The following is a 24,512-nucleotide window of genomic DNA, read 5'->3' on the forward strand; positions in this document are numbered from 1 at the left end:
TATAAATAATATTGTAATTAGTGAATGAAGTTGTAACCAGCAGCTTGGCTAGCTGAAATTGTACGTGAAGTTACAACACCAGGTCCGTGACCGTAGTTCATTTCAGAAACTGTAACTGAACCGTTGCTGTTTACTGATTCAACGTATGCAACGTGACCAAATGCACCTGAAGTTGATTGCATGATAGCACCAGCTGATGGACGGTTATTTACAGTGTAACCAGCGGCAGCAGCAGCGCTTGCCCAGTTATTTGCATTACCCCATGTAGAACCGATTTTACCACCTACACGATCAAATACGTAGTAAGTACATTGACCAGCAGTGTATAAGTTTGTACCAGCTGAACCGTTTGAGATTGAACGTGTTGATGTGCTTGTAGTTTGGTAAGAACGTGAAGCATTGTTTGATGTTTGGTAAGAACGTGATGTTGATTCTGAGTAGTTGTATGATGCTCTAGGTGCACTGTATGTTTGACGTGGCACAGCATAAGTTGCACCAGTGTAGTGATGGTTTGTAGTATCTTCTGCTGTGTAGTACTCTGCAGATGCATTTCCACCGTTGAATTGATCTGGTGACCAGTTACCTTCCCATTGGAAGTGGTAGTTACCTTGTTGGTCGATTGTGTAGCTGTAGCTATATGAAGTTGGGTCGTTCGGGTTGTACCCACCATTATATTCTGCAGCGTCTGCATCTTGACCGTGTGCTAAAGTGAAAGCAGCAACACCTGCTGTAGCGATTGTAGTTGTAGCGATTAATTTTTTCATGTTAAAAAATCCTCCTGAAAAATGTTTAAGATATAAGTTAAATTCACTAAGTTGTGAAGTGTAAGTTTAATAATTTGTAAATTCCATTGGCGTTTGCTTATCAACGATATTTACTGTAACAGAAAATAAAACGCTTGTGTAGCGCTTATTTAATTTGTAATGTTTAAGAAAACAGGCGAATCTGCTTGTAATAAATCCGAACGTTGAGAACCTTGTCACTAAAGGGTTTTAGACATGCTTAACAAATCCTTAACAAATTTCATAAAGGTTCTGTCATAAAACTGTAATATGATTACAAAAATATTGCGATATAAACGTTTTTTAAGTAGTGAACAAGGATAATATTTAGTAAAAATCTACACATTTGAAATTTGAACCTATTTTTAGAAAGATGAATTAAAAAAACGAGCGCTAAAAATAGCGGAGATGTCATTTTAAAAAGTGGGCACATAAAAATTGAAGATAAGCAGTTGGAAAAACGACATGAAAAAAATTTGAATTTAAAAATTTAACAAAATATCCAAAAACTTCCTATTATATTGTTTGTATTAAAATGAATTGCTAACTTATTACGCGATTATCTCATTATCACGTTAGCGAGGTATACACCAACCGAAGTGGTTGAATCTGTTATTTTAATAAAAAATCCTATACAGATAGAGAGGGAAACAGTCAGCATACAGTATTTAACTTTCGTGCTTATTTTGAAGCTTTTGATAAGGATTAAAGGAATAGAAAATCATTGTTGTTGACAATAATGAAAGACTAAGCTATGATACAAGTATAAATTTTATACTTGAAAGGTGGTGCCTGTATTGAAAATAGAATTAGGATTAACGTCATTTGCTGATAACCAAGAAATGCATACAGAAAATGGTGTCATTCCGGCAATTTCAAATGCAGAGCGTATACGAAATATTGTCGAAGAAATCAAATTAGCAGATGAGGTAGGCTTAGATGTATATGGTCTAGGCGAACATCATCGACCTGATTATGCGGTATCAAGTCCAACAACAGTTTTGGCTGCCGCTGCACCGCTTACGAAAAAAATCAAATTAGCTTCAGCTGTGACCGTCTTATCGTCAGATGATCCTGTAAGAGTATATCAACAATTTGCGACGCTTGATGGATTATCAAATGGACGTGCTGAAATCATGGCCGGTCGTGGTTCATTTATTGAATCTTTCCCATTATTTGGTTACGATCTTAAAGATTATGAAGCATTGTTTGATGAAAAGCTAGATTTATTGCTTAACATTAATCGTAATGAAATTGTGCATTGGAAAGGCCATCTAAGACCAAGTATTGAAGTTTTAGGCGTCTATCCACGTGCAGTCCAAAAAGAATTACCGATTTGGTTAGCAACAGGAGGCACACCAGAATCATCACTCAAAGCGGGTGCCTTAAGTTTACCTATCACGTATGCGATTATTGGTGGTAGTCCAAGACGATTCAGACGTAATATTGCGATGTATAAAGCCATCGCTGAATCAAAAGGTTTTCAAGCAGATCAACTTCAAATTTCAACACACTCATGGGGTTATGTTGCTGATACGGATGAACAGGCACAACGCGAATTTTATCCTGCTGTAGAAGCACATCATAATGTGTTAGCGAAAGAGCGGGGTTGGCCGGCATTTTCAAATGAACACTTTTTATCTGAAATTGGTCCGGATGGTGCAATGTATGTGGGCAGCCCAGAAACTGTCGCACAAAAAATTATTGATACTGTAGAATCATTAGAATTAACAAGATTCATGTTGCATTTGCCTATAGGTTCTATGCCACATGAAAGAACGATGCATGCAATTCGACTTTTTGGGGAAAAGGTAAAACCTATCGTCGATGCATATTTTGAAAACAAATAAGGAGAATTTAAAATGATCTTAAGATATGTTACAAATTTAAAAACTGCAAAATCTTTATTCGATGCGGCACAACCTAAATTAAAAGGTGACGAAGGAATGAAAGAAGCGTTCAAAACATTCAAATTACCTGAAGGAATGGTAAAAGTAATCGGAACTGTAGAACTATTAGCTTCTGGTTTATTCGTCGCAAGCCTTTTCCATAAACGTATTTCACAAGCTGCGTCATTATTATCAATTGGTGTTTTAATCGGTGCTATTTACAAACACTTTGAAGCAGGTCAAGGAAAAGAAGGCGCGCAACATGCGATTGATGTAGCGACATTAGCTGGCTTAAGCCTTGTTGATACATTGACTTCTAAAAAGTAAGCATTCATGCATCCGATAGTAAAGCATTATTAAAAAAATAATGTTATAAATCATTTCTGATTGGTTAATAACATATTGCCTCAAATATTTATTTGCTATTTATTTAACCTACAAAGTATTTTACTTTGTAGGTTATTATTTTTCTTATATTTACGTTTATTTATTTTTGATGAGTAATAAGACATTTGCACAAAACTCAAATGTTAATTATTTAAACTAGAACATCAAAAATAATTTTTTGGCAATCTATAAATCGGTCGCAATAGGCTTTTTATATCTACTTTTATTTGGTAAAGAAAATATATCAAAATTTTTTTCAGAAAGCTAACTCATAAAGTAATTGAAAAATGTACTGATTCAGTTTAAAATATAAATGTTAAAATATTAAATTTCCAAGTTAATATAGTTGTGAGTAGAATTAGACATTGTACCTATACATCTTGGATTGCATCTATAGGGGGTAAGCGAATGGAAAAATATCGTATCAAAAATATGAAAGAACTTATGGCAATTAGTTTTACGACAAAAGGAATCTATGCACAAATTAAAAAGAAGTATGCGCTGACATACGAAGAATTATTTATTCTGACGTTTATATTAGAAAATAAGCATTCTGTTTATAATGTAAAAGACATCATTAAAGCTTCAAAGTTCAAACCATACTACATTACAAAGGCTATGCAAAAATTGAAAGATTATGGTTTTCTAACTAAGAAACGTAATGAGCATGATGAACGTACTGTAATCATTGAAGTGTCTGATGAACAGTATACAAAAATTGAAGCGTTATTTAATGAGATTGAAGCATTGTTGTAAATGTAAGTTCTTTATAAACGAATCATTTTGAATGGAAGCAATAACTTGTGGAAATGAAAGAGAGATATTAACTTGAGAATTTGAATATTTTAAACCATTTAAAATACGAAATTTCAGAGCAATTTTCATGGCATCTTACTTTTAAAAGATGACGTTTGAGATGGGCGCATCCAACTTTTCAGTATTATGTATGATTTGTGTGGTATGAGATGAAAGGGACTAGAAACATAGTCAACGACATGAAGCAAATTTAACGATTTGTTTCATGTCGTTTTTTATTTATATGATGTGCCATACAGGGGGATAGGCAACGAACGGGATTTGTACTATAATGTTGAGTAAGTAGCTAAGAAATAAAAAGATTGAGAGGTTTTGGTTATGAAATCTGTGTTAATTCAGTCTGAAATTCAAAAAGAATGGGTAGCTAAATTAGAAGCACATCGAGAGCAATTAGAAAAGAATGCACATCGCAATGATATCGAAAGCCGTTTTCCATACGAAAATATTCAATGGCTCGTGGATGAAGGTTACAGTCAATTGACTTTACCAGTTGCTTATGGCGGAAGAGGAGCAACATTAGAAGACATGGTCGTCATTCAAACTGTTTTGGGTTCAATTGATGGTGCTACAGCTTTATCAATCGGATGGCATGTCGGCTTAGTCGGTGAGCTATATGAAGGACGTCTATGGGATGATGCGATACTCGATCTTTTTGCAGAAGCGGTCAAACAAGGGGCGCTCGTTAACCGTGCAGTCAGCGAAGCAGAAACAGGGAGCCCTGCAAGAGGAGGTCGGCCTGCGACATTTGCACAATTTGATGGGACCCATTATGTTTTAAATGGTGTAAAGACATTTACATCTATGAGTCGAGCGCTCACTCATGTCGTCGTTGCAGCTTACATACCTGACCGAGAAAAAGTTGGATTTTTCTTAATAGAAAAAGATGTAGAAGGACTAGAAGTTGCAGATAATTGGAATATGGTCGGCATGCGTGCAACTGAAAGCCATGATCTAATCTTAAACGATGTAAAAGTAGAACCTAAATATTTAGTTGAAATTAAAGGTGAAGGTCCAAAATTTCAAAACGGATGGTTGCTCCATATTCCAGCGACATACCTTGGGATTGCGCAAGCAGCGCGAGATGAAGCATTAAAATTTGCTTTAACACACCAGCCTAATAGTATTGAAACGCCAATTTCTGAATTGCCTGTCGTACAACAAAATATTGGGAAAATGGAAACAAAATTATTGAGTGCGAGACACTTGTTATGGAGTACAGCAAAAGCATACACAGGATTAAGTGAAGAAGATGAAATCAGTAACGAAACCGCTGCGAGCAAAGTTGTAGTGATGAATGAAGGTTTAGAGGTCGTTGATCTTGCTATGCGGATTATAGGTGCTAAAAGTTTAGAGATGGATCGCCCGATTCAACGTTATTATCGCGATATGCGTGCAGGGCTACACAACCCGCCAATGGAAGATCTCGCATACACCCAAATTGCTAAAAAAGCGTTAAGTTTATTTCAAAGCGAATGACACTTCATATTGAATTCTAAAATATATGAACGTCTTGTTTGATCTCGATATGCCTAATAGAGTAATAGCTAAAAAAAGAAATTGCAGTGTGCAGACAGCGTGATACAGAGGTTCAATACGTAGATGTGCGTTGATTGAACACTCAAAGTCATAGATGCAATTTTGACTAAATTTTAAAAAAATTATGCTATAATTTATGTTGTAATTTATTCAATCAACTACAACGGAGGTTTACAAAATGGTAGACGAAAGTAAATTTGATCAAGCAAAAGGAAACATCAAAGAAACAGTAGGAAATATCTCTGGTAATAAAGAATTAGAACAAGAAGGTAAAGAAGATAAAGCGGCTGGAAAAATTAAAGAAGTCGCTGAAAATGCGAAAGATAAAGTGAACGATCTTGTAGATAAATTTAAAAAATAAGCCACTTAGTGATAAGCCAATTGAGCCTTTTCAATGAAGTTGGCTAAAATATAAATGAGAAATATATTTTTTTGAGAGTAAGACGGATCATCTATCGATTTAGATGACGTCTTACTCTTTTTAAATAGTTTTAAAAGGATACGTGATATTTGAAAGTAGCGTCAAAATTTAAAAGTTAGCGTATCACACTTTAATTGTCTATTGATACTTTTGTGAATACTTTATATAATATGAGGACATCAAATGGACAGAGGAGAATGCTAATATGCGATATCTTTTAGTGGGCATAGGGGGTATCTTTACATTACTTGGGTTTGCAGGGGCCGTGTTACCATTGTTACCTACAACACCTTTTTTATTAGTGGCTGTACTCTGTTTCGCAAAGAGCTCGGACCGTTTTCATGATTGGCTCATCCAAACGACCATTTATAAAGCGTATATTGAGGATTTTCGTCGCTATCGTGGCTACACGATGAAAAAGAAAATTCAATTGCTCGTGAGTTTATATATTGTCGTTGGTTTTTCAATATGGATGATTGACATGCCAATGATTCGGTTGGGGTTAATGGTGATGGTCATTCTTCAAACGATTGTACTTTTTACTTTTGTTAAGACATTGCCAAAGCAGCATTAAGTAGAGCGTAATCGTACGCTTAACGTAAATGAGATAGATTAATATGAATATGTCAAAAATAGAGTAAGTGAGAAATCTGGTGAGGTCAACTGAGATTTTTAGCTTACTTTTTTTGATGGTGTCATTGTATAGTGCACACGCTTTTTGGAAACTTTACATTTTAAAATCGGTAATTTTTATTAAGTTACAAAATTTTATTAAAAAAAGATTGCCTTAAAAATGTATCCACTATATAATAATGATAATCGTTATCAATTGGAGGGTAAATAAATGAAAAAATTATGGTTACCATTATTGGCAATCTTGCTTGTTTTATCTGCTTGTGGCCAAAATGGAGGGCAAAGCAGTAAAAATGATACAAAATCTTTTGCATTAAAAACAGCAAAAGGTGAAGATAAAGTGGATATTCCTAAAGATCCAAAACGCATCGTTGTACTTGCACCGACTTATGCAGGCGGTTTGAAGTACTTGGGAGGAAAGATTGTAGGGGTCTCTGATCAAATCAAACAAAGTCCTGTGCTGTCAAAAGAATTCAAAGATGTAGATAAAGTTGGCGCGGAAGATGTGGAAAAAGTTGCGACTTTGAAACCGGATTTAATCATCACATATAACACAGATAAAAATACAGACAAGTTGAAAAAGATTGCACCGACACTTGCTTTTGATTACGGACAATACGATTATTTAGAACAACAAAAAGCAATGGGTGAAATTTTAGGTAAATCAGATGAAGCAGAAAAATGGATTAAAGATTGGAAAGCGCAAACTGAAAAAGATGGTAAAGAAATTAAAAAACAATTAGGTGACGACACATCAGTTTCTATTTTCGAAGATTTTGATAAAAAACTTTATGCATATGGTAAAAACTGGGGAAGAGGCAGTGAAGTAATTTATCAAGCATTTGGTTTGAAAATGCCTGAAGCTTTAGAAAAAGCAACTGAAAAAGAAGGTTGGAAAGAGATTTCTAAAGAAGAAATTGACAAATACGCTGGTGACTATGTCATTACTGCAAAAGTAAAAGATGCTGCAAAACCAGAATTCCAAAACACGTCAATTTGGAATAACTTGCCAGCAGTTAAGCAACAACATGCATTCGATGTAGATTCACAAGTTTATTGGTATAACGATCCTTATTCATTAGATGTAATTCGAAAAGACTTAAAGAAACAATTATTAGCACATCAATAGAGCGAAGTTAAACTTAGAGCGTTAAAAGACAGGGAAATTCATCATAAAATAATAAGCACTAAGATGATTTGAAGGACAATAATCATCTTAGTGCTTTTTCATAGTGCGCCCGGCATGGGTAACAACTTGACGGTAAAAGTCCGTTACAGGCTTGGTAGTAGGAACTGTTAGCGAAAGACAAGGGTGTCCATTGTGAAGTGGAATCTGAAGGAAGTCGGACGCAAACACTCGCACTGACGAACAGAAATATCATACTGAGGCTATGTAGAATGGATGAATCTGCTATACAAGATAAAGTCCGACACTACCCGAGTTCTATATAGTAAATGATGCGGTGACATGAGTGGAAAGTGGTTACGCCTTACCCGGGGAGGTCTCATCAGCGGTAGTCCTACCGTAGTAACAACAAATGATGAGAAGTCAGCAAAAGTCATAGTAGGGAAAATGTACCGAAGGACTGAACAATATTCAATACAAAGTAAAGATTGGAGGTTACAGGTTTACGACGTGCAGAATACGGTTTTCAACCGGCAGCTTATGGAAGGATAAGTAGTGGAACGAAAAAGAATACATAAGTGTGTACAGTAAATCTTATACGAAGCATGATAATAAAAAAGGAAGCTCGAAGACGATTTTTATCAAAATCATCTTCGAGCTATTTATTTTGGTATTTATGTCCCAGGCTCATTCTCCTACTCGATTTTTGGATATTTATGACTGTATTAAATCATTATTTTACTTTTCTTTCATATGTGATTGCGCCGTGTTTATCGAAAATCGTGAGACCAGAGATGTCTTTGTTTGGCGCAGGAATAATGAGACTAGCGATATAAGCTGTCACAAAGGCTGTAATAAAAGCAATAATCGATACATAAAATGGGGAACCTGCACCGCCAACACCTTGTAAGAAGTAGCTGACAATGACAGCGACGATGATGCCAATAATGACACCAATGCCATGTGTACGTTTAGTGAAAATACCCACTGCAAAAATTCCAGCAATTGGTACCCCAAAAAGACCAGTAATTAATAAGAATAAATCCCATACATCATTAGAATTTGCGGCAATAAGGTATAAAGAAATCAACATGCCAAGCAGACCGACGACAATAGTGGCAAGACGTGCAAAACGTACTTCAGCTTCCTCGCTTTTTTTACCAAAGAAGCGTTGTTTAATATCAACAGATAAACAAGCCGCCATAGAATTTAAGCTCGATGAAATCGTTGATTGTGCAGCAGCGAAAATCGCAGCAATCATTAATCCAGCTACAAAAGGTGGCATTTCAGTTAAGATAAAATAAGGCACAATGGAAGAGGTATTAAAATCTTTTGGGAGTGTCGTATGATGCGTATAAAAAACAAATAAGACAGTCCCCATGCCATAGAATAACGGTGCTGAGATCATTGCTAGAAGACCATTTGTCCATAAAGAATGTGAAGTTTCTTTAAGTGACTCAGAGGCCTGATAACGTTGTACAACGTCTTGACTTGCTGTATATTGTTGTAAATTATTAAAAATACTTCCTAAAAAGATGATTGGAATGGCTGCTGATGCGGCGGTGAATTTCCAATTGTCTGCGCTAATGAGTTTTTGCTTGTCAACAGCTTCATTGACTACAGTGCCTAAACCACCATCAATATGAACGATACCGATAATAATAATAACCAGTGCGCCACCTAGTAAAATCACACCTTGAATAAAATCACTCCAGACGACGCCTTCAAAACCGCCTAAAAATGTATAGACAATACAAAGCACACCGACTAAACTCGCAACGAGATATGGATTAATATCGGATACAGCTGTAATGGCGAGTGTAGGTAAATAGATAACGATTGCGACACGTCCTAAATGGAAAAGTACAAATAATAAAGAACCTAAAACACGAACCGCTGGATTAAACCGTGCTTCTAAATATTCATAAGCAGACGTAATCTTTAACTTTTTGAAAAAAGGAATGTAGAAATAGATTAACAATGGAATAATTGCAACGATAGCCACATTACCTGCAATATAAGACCAATCAGTTAAATAAGATTTTTCCGGTGTAGACATAAAAGTAATGGCACTCAGTGTTGTCGCATAAATAGAGAATCCTACGACCCAAGAAGGCAGTCGACCACTTGCGGTGAAAAAGCTATTTGTATCTTTACCCGCTCGCTTAGTAAAGAAAGCGCCAATACCTAACATTAACAATAAATAGCAAAGTAATGCCGCCCAGTTCCAAAATCCAAATCCAATTGTATGCATATAAATGACACCTATCATTTTGTTTTAAAATTAATTAAATAATTAGTAAGCGCTTACATATAACGGTAAAAAAGAGAGTGAGTATGTAACATACATAGAGAAACGACATGACTCACTCCGTTTTTTCTACATAGGTGTATTACCTATGAATTAAAGTTGATAACGTTGAATCAATTGTTGAAGTGTTTCACGATTGGCTTCATTAAATGGATGGAAAGGTGCTTTTGGTACACCTGTATCCAAGCCTTTCTCAGCTAAAATGGCTTTAAGCGTTGGATAAAGACCTAATTTTAAGACAGTTTCGATAATGTCATTCGTTTCATGCTGAATTTGATAGGCGCTTTCGATCTGTCCTTGTTGTGCATGTTCAAAAATTTGACGTGCACGTATGCCATTGACATTGAAAGTCGAACCAATTGCCCCATCTACGCCTGAAATGGCTGCTTGGACAAGCATTTCATCAAAGCCAGAATAAATCAATTTATCAGGAAATGCTTTTCTTAAACGTTCAAGTAAGAAAAAGTCAGGTGCAGTATATTTCACGCCAATGATATGGTCGTTTTGGAATAATTCTTCAAATTGTTGTATTGAGATATTGACCCCTGTAAGTCCTGGAATAGAGTAAACAATCATTTTGTTGCCTGTTGCTTCAATAATTTTGAAGTAATAATCTCGAATTTCTTCGAATGTAAAAGGGTAGTAAAAAGGCGTAACTGCGGATAATGCGTCATAACCAAGTTCTGTCGCATATTGCCCTAATTCAATGGCTTCGTTTAAATCAAGTGCACCGATTTGAGCGATTAGCCGAATGGCATCTTTGGCTTCGTCTTTAGCGATGCGAAAAACTTCTTTCTTTTGAGCTGTGTTCATCAAGAAATTTTCCCCTGAGCTACCATTGACATACAAACCATCAAGTTTTTGCGTATCAATCGCATTTCGTACAATCTGACGTAAACCCGCTTCTTTGATTTCGCCTTTTTCATTAAATGGAACAAGTAAAGCTGCGTATAAGCCTTTGAGATGATCCTCCATCTTTTAAAACCTCCCAAAACAGATTTGTAATATTGGTCAGACCAATTTATAATTTAATTGTAAGCGTTATTATAAATGGGGTCAATATTAATTTTCATTTGAGAATGTTCAGATTGTGGTAAAATATAACAAATTAATAACAAGGAGATTGCTGTTGGATGGGCAAAGAAGTAGGACAATCAGGCACTAATTTAAAACAAATTGTGGTGAAAAAAATAAAAGATTATATTTTAGCCGAATCGCTTCAAGCGGGAGATAAACTTCCGACAGAACGCAAGCTCGCTGAAACGTATCAAGTGAGTCGCTCTGTCGTACGTGAAGCCTTGAGTTATTTGGAAAATACAGGGGTGACTGAAAGTGTTCAAGGTCGGGGGACTTTAGTGAAAGACCAAGATATTACCCCATTAATAGAGGGGTTTTTATTTAGTTTTCAAGTCTCGCAAGGGAATTTAAAAGACTTGATGATGTTGAGACTGACATTTGAACTTGCCGCTATTGATATTATTGAACGAAAAAATGTACCGCTCACGGCGATCAAAGAAGCGTTAGTGGATAACGTAGAAGATTTCAATGTTGAGGCAGATCAAGCTTTTCATGAAAGTTTATTAGCTGCTGTCGACTCATCATTATTTAAGCAAATGAGTGCTGTCGTACAGGCGTATTTTTATCAAATGGCAATCGAAACAACACAAACTGAAAATGAAAGGAGTTTGACGGAACACCGAAAAATATACGAAGATTTAATGAATGAAAATTATGTATTGGCTAAAGAACTATTGACACAACATCTGATGAGAGGGGCAGAGTTTTATGAATAAATTTGCTTTTGATATTGGGGGGACTTATATTAAATCAGCAGTTATCACTGAGGAGAATCAATTGTTAGATTATGATAAAGTTAAAACACCCATCAATGAAAATGAAGCGATTCTAAATGTTGTGGAGCAACGCTTAAAACAATATATTGAGCGTTATCGTACTTCAAAAGTATTAGTAGGGATATCTACAGCAGGAGCGGTCAATCGTGAAACAGCGTCTATTGCTTATGCAAATCCAAATATTAAAGATTACACGGGCACCCAATTTGGTAAAAGGCTAGCGCCGTTTGTAGATGATTTGCGTATTTATAACGACGTCGATGCCGCTATGTTAGGTGAGCTGAGTTTTAGAAATGAAACTTATCACAGCGCATTTTGTTTAACGTTAGGGACAGGCATAGGCGGTAGTTATTATCATCATGATATGGGATTACTGACTGGACAACGGCATCGGCCAAACCAAATCGGTGACTTACTTTATGATCCAGTAACACAAACCAATTATGAACAGCGCGGTTCAACACAAGCACTAAAAAAACAAATTCAAGCCACATACCCTGATTGTAATGTCCGACAATTATTTGAAGATGCGCAAGGTGGCAATATTACAGCAAGGCAATATCTTCAAAAATGGGCTTATGAAATCGCACGCGGGATAGCTGAAATCCAAGTGATTTATGATCCAGAAATCATCATTATTGGGGGTGGGGTGTCAGCACAAGGTGAACAACTGTTACAATATATCCAACCGCAGCTCACGAAATTTCTTCCTGATGGCTATGGACATGCACGAATTGAGGTCGCCATGTTACAAAATAATGCCGCACTGATTGGGGCAGTTTCTGAATTGTAAACTGATATAGAATTTTTATTTACATTAATGCTATAATACTGTAATGAAGTGGTCATATTCGTGTGACTTCAGTATTGAGGAGGAAATGAAGTGAATACAAAATTTCTAGTTTATACAGCATTAATGACAGCGATTATCGCGATTATGGGATTTGTTCCTGCGATTCCATTACCGTTTTTTCCGGTACCCATTGTTTTACAAAATGTAGGTATCTTTTTAGCGGGAATCTTGTTAGGACGTAAATATGGTGCATTAAGTGTCATCGTATTTTTATTACTCGTATTACTAGGTGCGCCATTATTATCAGGCGGACGTGGGGGATATGGTGTTTTCTTTGGACCGAGCGCAGGCTTTCTTATTATGTATCCGGTAGTTGCCTTTTTAATCGGTTGGGCAAGAGACCGTCAGTTTGATCAACTCGACTTTAAACGTATTTTTCTTATTTTATTGTTGGTTGGTGTTATTTTATTAGATGTTGTCGGTGCAATTGTAATGGGCTTGATTATACATATGCCAATTCCTAAAGCATTATGGCTGTCGCTATCATTTGTACCGGGTGATTTGATAAAGGCGATTGTTGCTACACTCATTGCGGTGGCATTGTTAAAAAATCCAATCGTATCCCGTGTGATGCGCCAAATGGCACGTTAAAAATTTGTCCAAGAGGGTGAGGAAGATGATGGAAATTCAAATGAATAGCATTTATACAGAAGGTGAAATCGTTGAATCCAACGAGCGATATACAATTTACGCTAAGCCTTCACGTCCACTCGCCTATGACGCAAATAAATGGATCTATCATCAAATGCCTGATCCACTTACATTGAAAGCGGATATGTTGCAACAGCAAGTGATGCATCAAAATATAGGTGCCGCTCACTTACAGTTTGAATTTCCTGAAAATGTAAAACCCAAACCTTCAATGATGCAGTTTCTGCGTGCGCAAGGGTTTCAATTGGGATGCTTAGAGCTCTATGTAATTGAAGCGAATATGTTGCGACAATTAAAAGGAAAGCCGATTCGAATGACACGTGTGACAACGAATCATGTGGAAGATTTTCTGCAAGTGGCTAGCCCGCTAAACCTTCCTTATGGAGAAGATTATGATGCAGAGTTTAGAGATGCTGTAAGAAAGTATATTGAATTAGGAGAGCGCCCTTTAAACTATTACGTTGCTTATTTGGATGACCAACCCGTTGGTATTTTGAACCTAATTGAGAAAGAAGGTACAGTTGAAATTGATGGGTTTGCTGTTGCAGAGCAATATCGCGGTCAAGGGATAGGTTCGAGTATGCAAGCTAAAGTAGGAGAAATTGCAGGAAAGCGACCCGTTATTTTAGTTGCGGACGCAGAGGATACGGCGAAAGAGATGTATATCAAACAAGGTTATACTTATGTAAGTTTTCAATATAGTGCGCTCAAAGAACACATTGACGCGCATCCATCAGGATCTGCCGATCTACATATTTAGTTTAAAGATAATGTTAAATTACGTGATTAAGCTATTTTGGGAAACTGAAGTAAAGATTGAAGGCTGTACATCTATAAAAAAGCAATTGCATATCAAATGAATCGAGCGCTAAGCTGATAGTTATTTAACGTCAACTTAGCGCTTTTTTTATTAGCGCTTTTCATTTAAAGGTTTTGAACGCGTTCTGGATGACTGTAAATGTTAAAGTGACCGTCTCGAACAAAGCCAATGGCCGTAATATTCAAGTCTTCAGCGAGTTGAACTGCAAGTGTCGTAGGAGCAGATTTAGAAATAATCATACCTACACCGATTTTAGCTGCTTTAATTAAGATTTCGGACGAGATACGACCGCTAAAAATGAGGATTTTATCTCGCACAATAATATGGCGTTCGATACAATAACCATAAAGTTTATCCAACGCATTATGCCGTCCGATATCTTGACGGTGAATGTAAAATTGAGCGCCATCACTAATAGCAGCATTATGAAGCCCACCAGTAGCGTGGAAGACTTCGCTTTGTTCTTGTAGCTCAGCCATCATCGTTAAGACTTGCTCGGGTGTGACTTGGATGGTGGTCATTGCTGTTTTAGCAATAGCGGCATCGTTTTGAAAATAAAATTCGCGACTTTTACCACAACATGAAGCGACTAAACGTTTGGTTGATAGTTGGATTCGGTCATGAAGCGGGACTGTCGTTTCGACATGTGCATAACCCCTTTGATCATCAATGTCTATAGATTTAAGTTCATCTCTTTTAAGTATCACACCTTCAGATGCAAGAAAGCCTAATACCAATTCTTCGATATAGTTTGGACTACATATGACGGTCGCAAACTCTTCTTGATTCACCATTATCGTGAGTGGGAATTCGGTGACGTAATCATCTGTCGTTGCATATAATTTTCCATTCTCATAACGTATAATGGACTGATTTAAACGAATATCTGAGTCCAATCGTCTATCGCCCCTTTCAATGTGAAAATTGTTAAATGTGTTTGACACAAAACTGACAGACTATATAGCTTTTATTTTAAGTGTTAATGCTGTCTATTAAAAGAAATATTACGAGTATGGTCATTGAAAACAGTCATTTAAGTTAGTAAAATGTAGTAAACAAACTAAGGAAGTGTAAATTACGATGGCAAGTATAAGAGAAATAGCGAAAGAGGCAGGCGTTAGTCCAGGTACAGTTTCTCGTGTTTTGAACGAAGACCCTTCATTATCCGTTGCAACCGCAACGAGAGAACGCATTATTGAAATTGCAAATAGATTACGTTATACAAAGCAAAAACGATTGACCCGTCAAATCCAAATTGTGACACATGCATCGAAGGAAAAGGAAATGATCGATCCTTATTATAGAGAGCTTCGTTTGGCAATTGAAAAGGAAGTTCAACATTTAAACCTTACTTTAAAAAAGACGATACGCACGCATGAAATCAAACACTATAACATGTTGGAGCGTATTCAAAAGGCAGGTTCAGTCATCGTCATTGGACCTTTTAAGCAGTCATTTATCGAACAGCTTTATCAATATAACGAGCGGCTTATTTTAATCAATCAGTTAGATGCACCGAGTGGTATTGATGCCGTTTCTTCTGATTTGTATCAAAGTATGACAGCATTATTGAGTTGTATTCAAAAGCGGCAAATAGAATCGATTGTCTATGTGGGTGGTGAAACTAAAATACGAGGCATAGGTTCAGATTATAGCCTTCAGTTGGATGCGAGACAACGTGCCTATATGGATTGGTGCGACTTAAATCAGAAAACACCTGTTGTTTACCCGTCTGGCTGGGATCGGGAAAGTGGCTTAGAAGTAGGACAGAAAATAGCGCAACAGTCGACCTTGCCTGAATTGGTTATTGCTGGTAATGATATGCTTGCGGTAGGTGTCATCCAAGGATTACAACAGTATGGCGTTCATATTCCAGAGGATACACAAATTGTGAGCTTTAATGATTCTGAAATGAGCCAATATACCGTACCTATGATATCAAGTGTTCGTATTCCGATAGAGGAGTTTGGGCGCCAAGCTGTGCGTTTGGCCCAAGATTTAATGAAAGGACAACGCGAAGTCGCCATTCATATGCAGCTTAATACAGCATTGCAATACCGAAGTAGTTTTCCTAAGCGCTAGCCTCTATTGACAGCCCTTTCACTAAACAGTAAAATGTAATTGATGTTTACTATAAATTTAACTTTGAGGTGTGACCTATGCAAAATCTAACGCAAAAATTTACTGACATTTTCCATGAAGCACCCACATTGACAGCTTTTGCACCTGGACGGATTAATTTAATTGGTGAGCATACGGATTATAATGGAGGATTTGTTTTCCCAGCTGCAATTGAATTAGGCACGTATGGTGCGATTTCTAAGAGATCCGACAGACTGATTCAACTATACTCTACAAATTTTGAAGAAGTCGGTGTGATTTCGTTTGATTTAGACCATTTGTATTATGAGAGTTCAGATCAATGGGGCAATTATCCTAAAGGTATTATTCGCTTTCTTGTTGAACGATATCCTCAGATTGAAACAGGCTTCAATATCATTTATGAAGGTAACATTCCGAATGGCGCCAGTTTATCTTCATCTGCTTCAATCGAGTTGCTTACTGGCCATTTAATTACGACTTTATTTCACATTAACATGAATCGATTAGAGCTTGTTAAAATGGGGCAGCGTGTTGAAAATGACTTTATTGGTGTGAATTCTGGAATTATGGACCAATTTATTATTGGGTTTGGTAAAAAGGATCATGCAATATTGTTAGATACAAACACTTTGGAATATCATTATGTCCCTACGGAATTTGGCACGTATAAAATTTCAATTATGAATACGAATAAGCGTCGTGAATTGGCAGAGTCTAAATATAATGAGCGTCGCGCTGAATGTGAACAAGCGCTAGCACAATTGCAACAACATCTTGATGTGCAGTCGCTTGGAGAAATAACGATGGCGCAATTTGAAGCTTATGCACATGTCATTAATGATGAAAAATTACGTCGTCGCGCCAAACATGCTATTTCTGAAAATGCACGTACGAAGCAAGCCTATGAAGCACTAAAGGCACATGACTTTGATACGTTTGGCCAGTTATTAAATGCTTCTCATGCTTCATTGAAAGATGATTACGAAGTGACAGGGATTGAACTAGACACTTTAGCAGAATCCGCACAAAAAGTAGAGGGTGTGTTAGGTGCGCGAATGACGGGGGCTGGCTTTGCAGGTTGTGCCATTGCCCTTGTGCACCAAGATAAGATTAAAGATTTAGAGCGTATTGTGACAGAAGAATATACACGCACGGTCGGTTATGCACCTTCGTTTTATCATGTTGATATTGCCAATGGCGTACGTACTTTAGAAGAAGTTTAAAGGAGTGGATCAAACATGTCATTACTTGTCTTAGGAGGCGCCGGTTATATAGGAAGTCACTGTGTTGATCAGTTAGTGGAAGCGGGCCATGAAGTTGTCGTTGTTGATAATTTAGTGAAGGGGCATCGCCAAGCTGTACATGAAGCAGCAAAATTTTATGAAGGAGACATACGTGACGCAAGTTTTCTCAATCAAGTATTTGAGCAAGAACAAATAGAGGGTGTTTTTCACTTTTGTGCCTTTTCGTTAGTTGGAGAATCTGTAACCATGCCGCTCGAATACTTTAATAACAACGTGTACGGCTTACAAGTGTTACTCGAAGTGATGCGTGCACATGATGTACAATATATTATCTTTAGTTCGACAGCAGCAGTATACGGTGAACCAGAAGTGATTCCAATCGAAGAGACTGCTAAAAAAGCGCCTACGAGTCCTTACGGTGAAAGTAAGTTAATGATGGAGAAAATGATGCGATGGTGTCACGAGGCATACGGTATCCGTTATGCTGCTTTACGTTACTTTAATGTAGTAGGTGCAAAAGCGGATGGTTCCATTGGTGAAGATCATCATCCGGAAACGCATTTAATCCCTGTCGTGCTTCAAGTGGCTTTAGGTCAACGAGATAAATTAAACGTGTTTGGCGATGATTATGATACACCAGATGGAACACCGATTAGAGACTATTTACATGTGACGGATTTGATCACTGCGCACATACTTGCTTTCAATTATTTAAAAGAAGGTGGAGAGAGTGGTGCGTTTAACTTGGGAACAAACCACGGTTACTCCGTTAAAGAAATTTTAAATGCTGCTCGTGAAGTGACGGGTTGTGAAATTCCAGCAGTTGTTGCACCACGACGTGCAGGCGATCCAAGCAAACTGGTTGCTTCTAGTGAGAAAGCAACGCAACGATTAGGTTGGACACCCCAGCATGACGACATTCATGAAATTATCGCAACGGCATGGCAGTGGCATCAAAGTCATCCGAATGGCTATGAGAACGTATAGAGGAGGCGCATTATGGCAAATGCATCACATGTCTATCAATTTGCAGATGCTGTTATTGAACAAGGTGATTTTGAAATAGAAGACCGAATTTATGTTGTGAACCAAATTTTAGCGCGCTTGAAAGCAAATGATGTTGCGTTACTGGATAATCAATTTGATGTACAACCCCAGTCGCCGATAGAAATGGTAAATGTTCTTATTGAAGATGCGATTCAACGCGGTGTATACGATGATATTTTGGCTGAACGCGAACAGTTGGAAGCGAGTTTAATGGATTTGCTCACGCCAAAACCCTCTACTGTGAATCGAATGTTTTACCTAAAATACCAACAATCACCCCAAGCGGCTACAGATTACTTTTATGAATTAAGTCATCTCAATCATTACATTAAGCAAGAGGCAGTTGCCAAAAACATTATGTATGATGTATCGACAGAATATGGTAACTTCGAGATTACAATTAATTTATCGAAACCTGAAAAAGATGCACGTCAGATTGAGCGAGAAAAGCTCGCGCCTGCTTCAAAATATCCGCAATGCGCAATTTGTATGGAGAACGAAGGGTTCTATGGCAGTATGACCCAAGCCGCACGTTCAAATCACAGAATTGTCCGGATGAACATTAATGGGGAAACATGGGGGTTTCAATATTCACCTTATGTTTATTTTAATGAGCATAGCATTTTACTATCTGAAGAACATACGCCGATGAAGATTAATCAACGGACGTTTGAAAATTTGCTTGATTTTGTAAGACAGTTTCCACATTACACAATCGGCTCTAATGCAGATATTCCGGTCGTAGGGGGTTCCATATTATCCCATAACCATTATCAAGCAGGACGCCATGAATTTCCAATGGCGCTCGCTCAGTTAGAACGTGACTTTACTTTAAAGTCCTATCCTGAAGTTACGGCAGGTATCGTTCAATGGCCAATGAGTGTGATTCGTCTCATTTCGAAAGATACGGAACAACTGATTGCAGCAAGTGAATGGATTAGACAAAAATGGGAAGATTATAGTGACCCTACAGTGCAAATTAAAGCTAGAAGTAGTTCAGGAGAGCGACACCATACAATAACACCGATCGCAAGGTATCGAAATCATTGTTACGAAATGGACTTAGTCTTACGTGATAACCAACGGACTGAAGCTCATCCAGATGGTCTATTTCATCCACATCAAGATGTCCAACATATCAAAAAAGAAAATATAGGTTTAATCGAAGTTATGGGCACTGCCATTTTACCCGGACGGTTAAAAGACGAGCTCCAAAATGTGATTGCCTATTTAGAAGGCGACAAAAATGTTTCATTAGGTGTACACGAAAAGTGGGCACATGAGATGAAACGTCAATATGACTTTAATAAACTAGATGCTTATGAAATTGTCCGAAAAGAAGTGGGTTATAAATTTGAAAGAGTGCTACATGATGCAGGGGTTTTTAAAAGAAACACAACAGGTCAAGCTGCTTTTAATCGCTTTATCACCACATTAAATGAAACATGACACATCAAAACGTTCGAAATTTGATATACTGATTTCGAACGTTTTTATTTGAGATAGCATTGATAAAAAGGAGCGGTTTAGGTGAAAAAGTTATTCGGATTACTAGTGTTAAGTTGTTTATTGTTAATGACAGCCTGCGGACAATCCTCATCCAATTCAAAAGAAGAACAGTCGAAAACGTTGACTGTGTCAGCGGCTGCAAGTTTGACAGATGTGACAAAAGATTTGGAGGAAGCCTTTCATAAAGACCATCCTAATGTTAAGGTAAACTTCAATTACGGAGGCTCCGGCGCTTTACGTCAACAAATTGATAAAGGGGCACCCGTAGATGTATTGATGTCGGCAAATACGAAAGATGTAGATTTACTAAAACAAAAAGGAAAAGTGAAAGAGACGTATGATTATGCACGCAATACACTCGTATTAATTCACAAAAAAGGAAGTCCTATCAAAAGTGTAAATCAATTAGGCGATGAAGATCACCTTGCAATGGGTGAAGTTGAATCTGTACCAGCTGGAAAATATGCGAAAACGTATCTCGAAAGCCAAAAATTATGGTCAAAAGTAGAACCAAAAGTCGTTTATGCAAAAGATGTGCGTGAAGTATTAAATTACGTGGATAAAGGGAACGCACAATTAGGATTTGTTTATAACACAGATTTATACGTCGGAAAACAACAACATAAAGGTGTCGAAAAAGTAGCTGAAGCGCCACTTAAAAAGCCTATTGTTTATCGTATGGGTAGAGTTACAGATACAAAAGAAGCAAAAGCTTGGTATAACTTTATGAAGAGTCACAAAGCACAACAAATTATGAAAGATTATCATTTTAAGAATTAGGTGAGTCGATATGCACGATTTAACGCCGCTTTGGATTTCAATACGTGTAGCAGTGGTAAGTACCATCATCGTTTTTATTTTGAGTATTTTACTCGCAAAATCGATGTATCATCGGAAACAAAAGTGGACGCATATGATTGAAAGCATTGTATTACTTCCTATCGTTTTACCACCGACAGTTCTCGGGTTTTTGTTACTGATGCTCTTTTCAGTGAACGGAGGTTTTGGTCATTTTTTGACGGATGTACTCGGTGTTAAAGTGGTCTTTACATGGATAGGGGCAACGGTTGCTTCAGTCATTGTGAGTTTTCCATTAATGTATCAACATGTCGTGCAAGGATTTAGAAATATCAATCCTAAAATGTTAAATACCGCACGTACGATGGGGGCATCTGAGCTGAAAATCTTTTTTAAAATTATTTTGCCATTATCTAAGCGGGCGTTAATCACTGGAACGATGTTAGCTTTTGCGCGTGCCATTGGTGAATTTGGCGCAACATTGATGGTGGCAGGCTATATTCCGGGTAAAACGAATACATTGCCTTTAGAGATTTACTTTCTCGTTCAACAAGGACGAGAGAACCAAGCTTGGCTATGGGTACTCGTGCTCGTCGCTTTTGCCATATCGGTCATCGGTACAATGAACATGTTGAACCGTGATCGTTATCGGGAGGTGGATTAATTGATTGAGATAAATATTCAAACAGCGATTAACCAACGTATGATTCATATTCATATTCGAAGTGATCGGCCACGTATTTATGCGATACAAGGTTTTTCTGGGATTGGTAAAACGACGTTACTAAATATGATTGCGGGCATTCGTATACCTGATAAAGGGTATATTCGTATGCATCATCGGACATTGACTGATACATCACAAGGCGTACATATCCCCATTCAACAAAGACGTATAGGCTATCTGTTTCAAGATTATCAGTTATTTCCACACATGACAGTATTTAAAAATATTACCTTTATGGCACAAAATAATGCGCACATTGAACGTTTAATTGACCAATTAAACATAAAGCACTTATTAGCTTCATATCCAGAGCGTTGTTCTGGTGGAGAAAAACAGCGGATTGCATTAGCGCGGGCATTAAGTATGAAACCTGATTTACTGCTGCTAGATGAACCCTTTTCAAGTTTAGATGATGAGGCAAAACAGCAAGGGATTGATTTAATCAAAGAAATATATCAACAATGGCAAATTCCTATTATTTTTGTCACGCACTCAAAATGGGAAGCCAATGCATTAGCGGATGAAACTATCGTGATTCAATAAAGACTTCTGTGCGCGTTCAAGTGCCGATTTACCTTAATAGTATGATGCGCGATGAGTGAAATCATCATTGAACTTCAGTCGTGTCATTAAAATGTAGGGAATCTACTGAGAGATTAATACGGTTTTACCTAATTGTGAAAAAATTAGAATTAAGTTTTAATCAATTGAGTAGATAAAATAGAGGCCGTATAATTAATAAAAAGAATCAATGGAAAGGCGTTTTAATATGGCAAAGGATCGCTATTCTAGACAAATACGATATAAAGGCATCGGTGAAAGTGGCCAACAAAAAATCAGTCAAAAGGCAGTGTTGATTGTAGGGATGGGTGCGCTTGGGACACACCTTGCTGAAGGGTTAGTGCGTGCAGGTATCCGAAAATTAATGATTGTCGACCGAGATTATATTGAGCATTCTAATTTGCAAAGACAAACACTCTTTACAGAACAAGATGCTGATGAAAGTGTACCTAAAGTGATTGCAGCCCAACAAATGCTACATGCGATACGACGGGATGTAGAAATCGAAACGTTTATCGAACATGTTGACAGTGCTTTTTTAGAACGAATTGTACCAGAAGTAGACTTAATTATGGATGCAACAGATAACTTTGAAACACGTCTGCTGATTAACGATGCCGCTTATTTATATCACACACCATGGATTTATGGGGGTGTGGTACAAAGTACTTATGTGGAAGCGCCATTTATTCCGGGTGAAACACCTTGCTTTCAATGTCTCGTGCCACAAATCCCATCGATGAATTTGACATGTGACACAGTAGGGGTGATTCAGCCTGCTGTAACAATGACAACAAGTCTTCAATTAGCTGATGCTTTGAAAATTTTAACTGAAACGCCAATAGAAGCAAAACTCACATATGGTGACATTTGGGAAGGGACACATTATCGATTTGGCATGCAACGCCTATATCGTTCAGATTGTCCAACATGTGGGACAACACCGACTTATCCTTATATGAATGCACAAGAGACACACTTTGCTGCATTGTGCGGAAGGGATACTGTACAATATCAACATCCTTCGTTGACACATGACGCACTCATTACATTTTTACAAGAACGTCAAATCTCTTATCAATCGAATGGATATTTAATTCGCTTCCACTTTGAAGCTTATCGTATTGTGGCATTTCAAGATGGTCGCTTACTCATCCATGGGTTAAAAGATTTACATCAAGCGCAAGTTTTAGTACATAAATTGTTTGGTTAGTCATAAAAGGAGGTTATTCGATGCATACAAATGTAAAGCTCGACCGTGATATACGTTGTGCTGTACTTACAGTTTCTGATACAAGAACTGTTGATACAGATAAAGGGGGGCAACTCGTCCAAACGTTGTTACAAACAACGAATTGTGTGGTTCAGCCCGAACACTATCAAATTGTTAAAGATGACCGCTCTGCGATTGAATCACAACTTAAGCAATGGTTAACAGAGTCGCTCGATGTCATTATAACGACAGGTGGGACAGGGATTGCACCTAGGGATGTGACTATTGAAGCGGTACGACCGTTATTGTCGAAAGAAATCGAAGGCTTTGGAGAACTATTTCGTTATTTAAGCTTTGTAGAAGACGTCGGAACACGGGCTTTATTATCAAGAGCTGTAGGTGGTTCGGCAGGTCAAACATTAATTTTTAGTTTGCCGGGTTCGACAGGCGCCGTTAAGTTGGGGATGAATCGATTGATCTTACCTGAAATCAATCATCTCGTTCATGAAATGAATCGTTAGCATTTTTGCAGAGTAAAAAGAAGAATGTTTTGAAGAGAAAATGTGGTTTTCAGACAGTTTTGTGATTTGCAGTGCACATATTGTAATTCAATCAAGCGGGCAACGCATAAATTAAGAAATGGGGATGACTTGAGTGACCCACTTGATTGAATAAGACCATTATCTACATTTGGAAATAGAGCTAGTGACGACTAAAATCTGATTTTCCGCCTGTTTTTTTGATTAAGTAAGTTTCGCCGATAATCATTCCTTTGTCGACAGCTTTACACATGTCGTAAATCGTAAGTGCTGTGACAGAAGCGGCAGTCAGTGCTTCCATTTCAACACCTGTTTTTCCAGTTGTTGAAACAGTAGCATCGATATGAAGTCGGTACGCATCATCCCTCATTTCCCAGTCAAAAACAATATCAATACCAGTCAGTGCGAGTGGATGACACATAGGAATAATGTTTGACGTGTTTTTAGCTGCCATTATTCCCGCAATTTGTGCAGTATTCAAGACATTCCCTTTTTTATTAGAATTATGAATGATTTGTTCATAAATTGTCGCATTTACTTGGATGCTTGCGTGGGCAATGGCAGTACGTTGGGTCGTATTTTTATCAGAAACATCGACCATTTTGGCGTTACCTTGTTCGTTTAGATGTGTAAATTCAGACATGCTATTCCTCCTTAATGATGCAAGGTTAGTATAGCATGAATCTTTTAATT

At 37.5% G+C, this 24,512-nt stretch carries 25 protein-coding genes; 20 read left to right on the top strand and 5 right to left on the bottom strand.

The annotated features are described in order from the left end of the window. Positions 1-17: 17 nt before the first annotated feature. The gene (locus tag HMPREF1208_RS10165; RefSeq protein ID WP_016426302.1) at positions 18-764 is read right to left on the bottom strand and encodes a CHAP domain-containing protein; all 747 of its coding nucleotides are present in this window, start codon (positions 762-764) and stop codon (positions 18-20) included. A gap of 815 nt (positions 765-1,579) precedes the next feature. Between HMPREF1208_RS10165 and HMPREF1208_RS10170 the strand changes: the two genes are divergently transcribed. From HMPREF1208_RS10170 to HMPREF1208_RS10200, 7 genes are all read left to right on the top strand, one after another. Continuing rightward, entirely contained in the window at positions 1,580-2,632 is a 1,053-nt protein-coding gene (locus HMPREF1208_RS10170; RefSeq protein ID WP_016426303.1) for an LLM class flavin-dependent oxidoreductase, read from the top strand. A gap of 12 nt (positions 2,633-2,644) precedes the next feature. Then, on the top strand, positions 2,645-2,998 hold the full coding sequence (locus HMPREF1208_RS10175; RefSeq protein WP_016426304.1) for a DoxX family protein: 354 nt from the start codon (positions 2,645-2,647) through the stop codon (positions 2,996-2,998). Between the two features lie 468 nt (positions 2,999-3,466). Next, positions 3,467-3,814 carry a transcriptional regulator, SarA/Rot family gene (locus HMPREF1208_RS10180; RefSeq protein WP_016426305.1) on the top strand — a complete coding sequence of 116 codons (348 nt, stop codon included), beginning with the start codon at positions 3,467-3,469 and terminating at the stop codon, positions 3,812-3,814. Between the two features lie 378 nt (positions 3,815-4,192). Continuing rightward, a complete protein-coding gene (locus tag HMPREF1208_RS10185; protein ID WP_016426306.1) occupies positions 4,193-5,350 on the top strand; it encodes an acyl-CoA dehydrogenase family protein in 1,158 nt (385 codons plus the stop codon). A gap of 238 nt (positions 5,351-5,588) precedes the next feature. Continuing rightward, entirely contained in the window at positions 5,589-5,771 is a 183-nt protein-coding gene (locus tag HMPREF1208_RS10190) for a CsbD family protein (protein WP_016426307.1), read from the top strand. Positions 5,772-6,036: 265 nt separating this feature from the next. Beyond that, positions 6,037-6,405, top strand: coding sequence for a YbaN family protein (locus HMPREF1208_RS10195; RefSeq protein ID WP_016426308.1), 369 nt, complete (start codon positions 6,037-6,039; stop codon positions 6,403-6,405). Between the two features lie 270 nt (positions 6,406-6,675). Beyond that, the gene (locus tag HMPREF1208_RS10200; RefSeq protein WP_016426309.1) at positions 6,676-7,593 is read left to right on the top strand and encodes an ABC transporter substrate-binding protein; all 918 of its coding nucleotides are present in this window, start codon (positions 6,676-6,678) and stop codon (positions 7,591-7,593) included. A gap of 730 nt (positions 7,594-8,323) precedes the next feature. On the opposite strand, the gene HMPREF1208_RS10210 is transcribed toward HMPREF1208_RS10200, so the two are convergent. Beyond that, a complete protein-coding gene (locus tag HMPREF1208_RS10210; protein WP_016426310.1) occupies positions 8,324-9,844 on the bottom strand; it encodes a sodium:solute symporter in 1,521 nt (506 codons plus the stop codon). A 150-nt stretch (positions 9,845-9,994) separates the two neighbouring features. Further along, positions 9,995-10,876 (bottom strand): N-acetylneuraminate lyase, encoded by an 882-nt coding sequence (locus tag HMPREF1208_RS10215; RefSeq protein WP_016426311.1) that lies wholly within the window; start codon positions 10,874-10,876, stop codon positions 9,995-9,997. A 158-nt stretch (positions 10,877-11,034) separates the two neighbouring features. Between HMPREF1208_RS10215 and HMPREF1208_RS10220 the strand changes: the two genes are divergently transcribed. From HMPREF1208_RS10220 to HMPREF1208_RS10235, 4 genes are all read left to right on the top strand, one after another. Further along, the gene (locus HMPREF1208_RS10220) at positions 11,035-11,694 is read left to right on the top strand and encodes a FadR/GntR family transcriptional regulator (RefSeq protein ID WP_016426312.1); all 660 of its coding nucleotides are present in this window, start codon (positions 11,035-11,037) and stop codon (positions 11,692-11,694) included. Next, positions 11,687-12,547 (top strand): ROK family protein, encoded by an 861-nt coding sequence (locus tag HMPREF1208_RS10225; RefSeq protein WP_016426313.1) that lies wholly within the window; start codon positions 11,687-11,689, stop codon positions 12,545-12,547. The genes HMPREF1208_RS10220 and HMPREF1208_RS10225 overlap by 8 nt, the downstream gene beginning before the upstream one ends. A 90-nt stretch (positions 12,548-12,637) precedes the next feature. Continuing rightward, a complete protein-coding gene (locus HMPREF1208_RS10230; protein ID WP_016426314.1) occupies positions 12,638-13,198 on the top strand; it encodes a biotin transporter BioY in 561 nt (186 codons plus the stop codon). 25 nt (positions 13,199-13,223) lie between these two features. Next, complete coding sequence (locus HMPREF1208_RS10235; protein ID WP_231371818.1) at positions 13,224-14,018, top strand: GNAT family N-acetyltransferase; 795 nt, start codon at positions 13,224-13,226, stop codon at positions 14,016-14,018. 164 nt (positions 14,019-14,182) lie between these two features. Here the strand turns inward: HMPREF1208_RS10235 and fdhD are convergent, their stop codons facing one another. Next, positions 14,183-14,974, bottom strand: coding sequence for a formate dehydrogenase accessory sulfurtransferase FdhD (gene fdhD / locus HMPREF1208_RS10240; RefSeq protein ID WP_016426316.1), 792 nt, complete (start codon positions 14,972-14,974; stop codon positions 14,183-14,185). A gap of 184 nt (positions 14,975-15,158) precedes the next feature. On the opposite strand from fdhD, the gene HMPREF1208_RS10245 reads away from it, so the two are divergent. The 9 genes from HMPREF1208_RS10245 (at position 15,159) to HMPREF1208_RS10285 (ending at position 23,801) form a co-directional block, all read left to right on the top strand. Continuing rightward, entirely contained in the window at positions 15,159-16,160 is a 1,002-nt protein-coding gene (locus HMPREF1208_RS10245; RefSeq protein WP_016426317.1) for a LacI family DNA-binding transcriptional regulator, read from the top strand. A gap of 77 nt (positions 16,161-16,237) precedes the next feature. Beyond that, a complete protein-coding gene (locus HMPREF1208_RS10250; protein WP_016426318.1) occupies positions 16,238-17,404 on the top strand; it encodes a galactokinase in 1,167 nt (388 codons plus the stop codon). A 15-nt stretch (positions 17,405-17,419) separates the two neighbouring features. Further along, entirely contained in the window at positions 17,420-18,412 is a 993-nt protein-coding gene (gene galE, locus HMPREF1208_RS10255) for a UDP-glucose 4-epimerase GalE (RefSeq protein WP_016426319.1), read from the top strand. Positions 18,413-18,421: 9 nt separating this feature from the next. Next, positions 18,422-19,921 (top strand): UDP-glucose--hexose-1-phosphate uridylyltransferase, encoded by a 1,500-nt coding sequence (gene galT, locus HMPREF1208_RS10260; RefSeq protein ID WP_371665255.1) that lies wholly within the window; start codon positions 18,422-18,424, stop codon positions 19,919-19,921. A gap of 126 nt (positions 19,922-20,047) precedes the next feature. Next, complete coding sequence (gene modA / locus HMPREF1208_RS10265; RefSeq protein ID WP_187364105.1) at positions 20,048-20,761, top strand: molybdate ABC transporter substrate-binding protein; 714 nt, start codon at positions 20,048-20,050, stop codon at positions 20,759-20,761. A gap of 10 nt (positions 20,762-20,771) precedes the next feature. Next, the gene (gene modB / locus HMPREF1208_RS10270; protein WP_016426322.1) at positions 20,772-21,443 is read left to right on the top strand and encodes a molybdate ABC transporter permease subunit; all 672 of its coding nucleotides are present in this window, start codon (positions 20,772-20,774) and stop codon (positions 21,441-21,443) included. Then, on the top strand, positions 21,444-22,049 hold the full coding sequence (locus HMPREF1208_RS10275; RefSeq protein WP_016426323.1) for an ATP-binding cassette domain-containing protein: 606 nt from the start codon (positions 21,444-21,446) through the stop codon (positions 22,047-22,049). A gap of 226 nt (positions 22,050-22,275) precedes the next feature. After that, on the top strand, positions 22,276-23,280 hold the full coding sequence (locus HMPREF1208_RS10280; RefSeq protein ID WP_016426324.1) for a ThiF family adenylyltransferase: 1,005 nt from the start codon (positions 22,276-22,278) through the stop codon (positions 23,278-23,280). 20 nt (positions 23,281-23,300) lie between these two features. After that, entirely contained in the window at positions 23,301-23,801 is a 501-nt protein-coding gene (locus HMPREF1208_RS10285; protein ID WP_016426325.1) for a MogA/MoaB family molybdenum cofactor biosynthesis protein, read from the top strand. Positions 23,802-23,982: 181 nt separating this feature from the next. Here the strand turns inward: HMPREF1208_RS10285 and moaC are convergent, their stop codons facing one another. Further along, positions 23,983-24,462, bottom strand: coding sequence for a cyclic pyranopterin monophosphate synthase MoaC (gene moaC / locus HMPREF1208_RS10290; RefSeq protein WP_016426326.1), 480 nt, complete (start codon positions 24,460-24,462; stop codon positions 23,983-23,985). Between the last annotated feature and the right edge of the window lie 50 nt (positions 24,463-24,512).

Origin of the sequence: Staphylococcus sp. HGB0015 (assembly GCF_000411275.1) — a bacterium.
In the GTDB taxonomy this organism is placed as follows: domain Bacteria; phylum Bacillota; class Bacilli; order Staphylococcales; family Staphylococcaceae; genus Staphylococcus; species Staphylococcus schleiferi.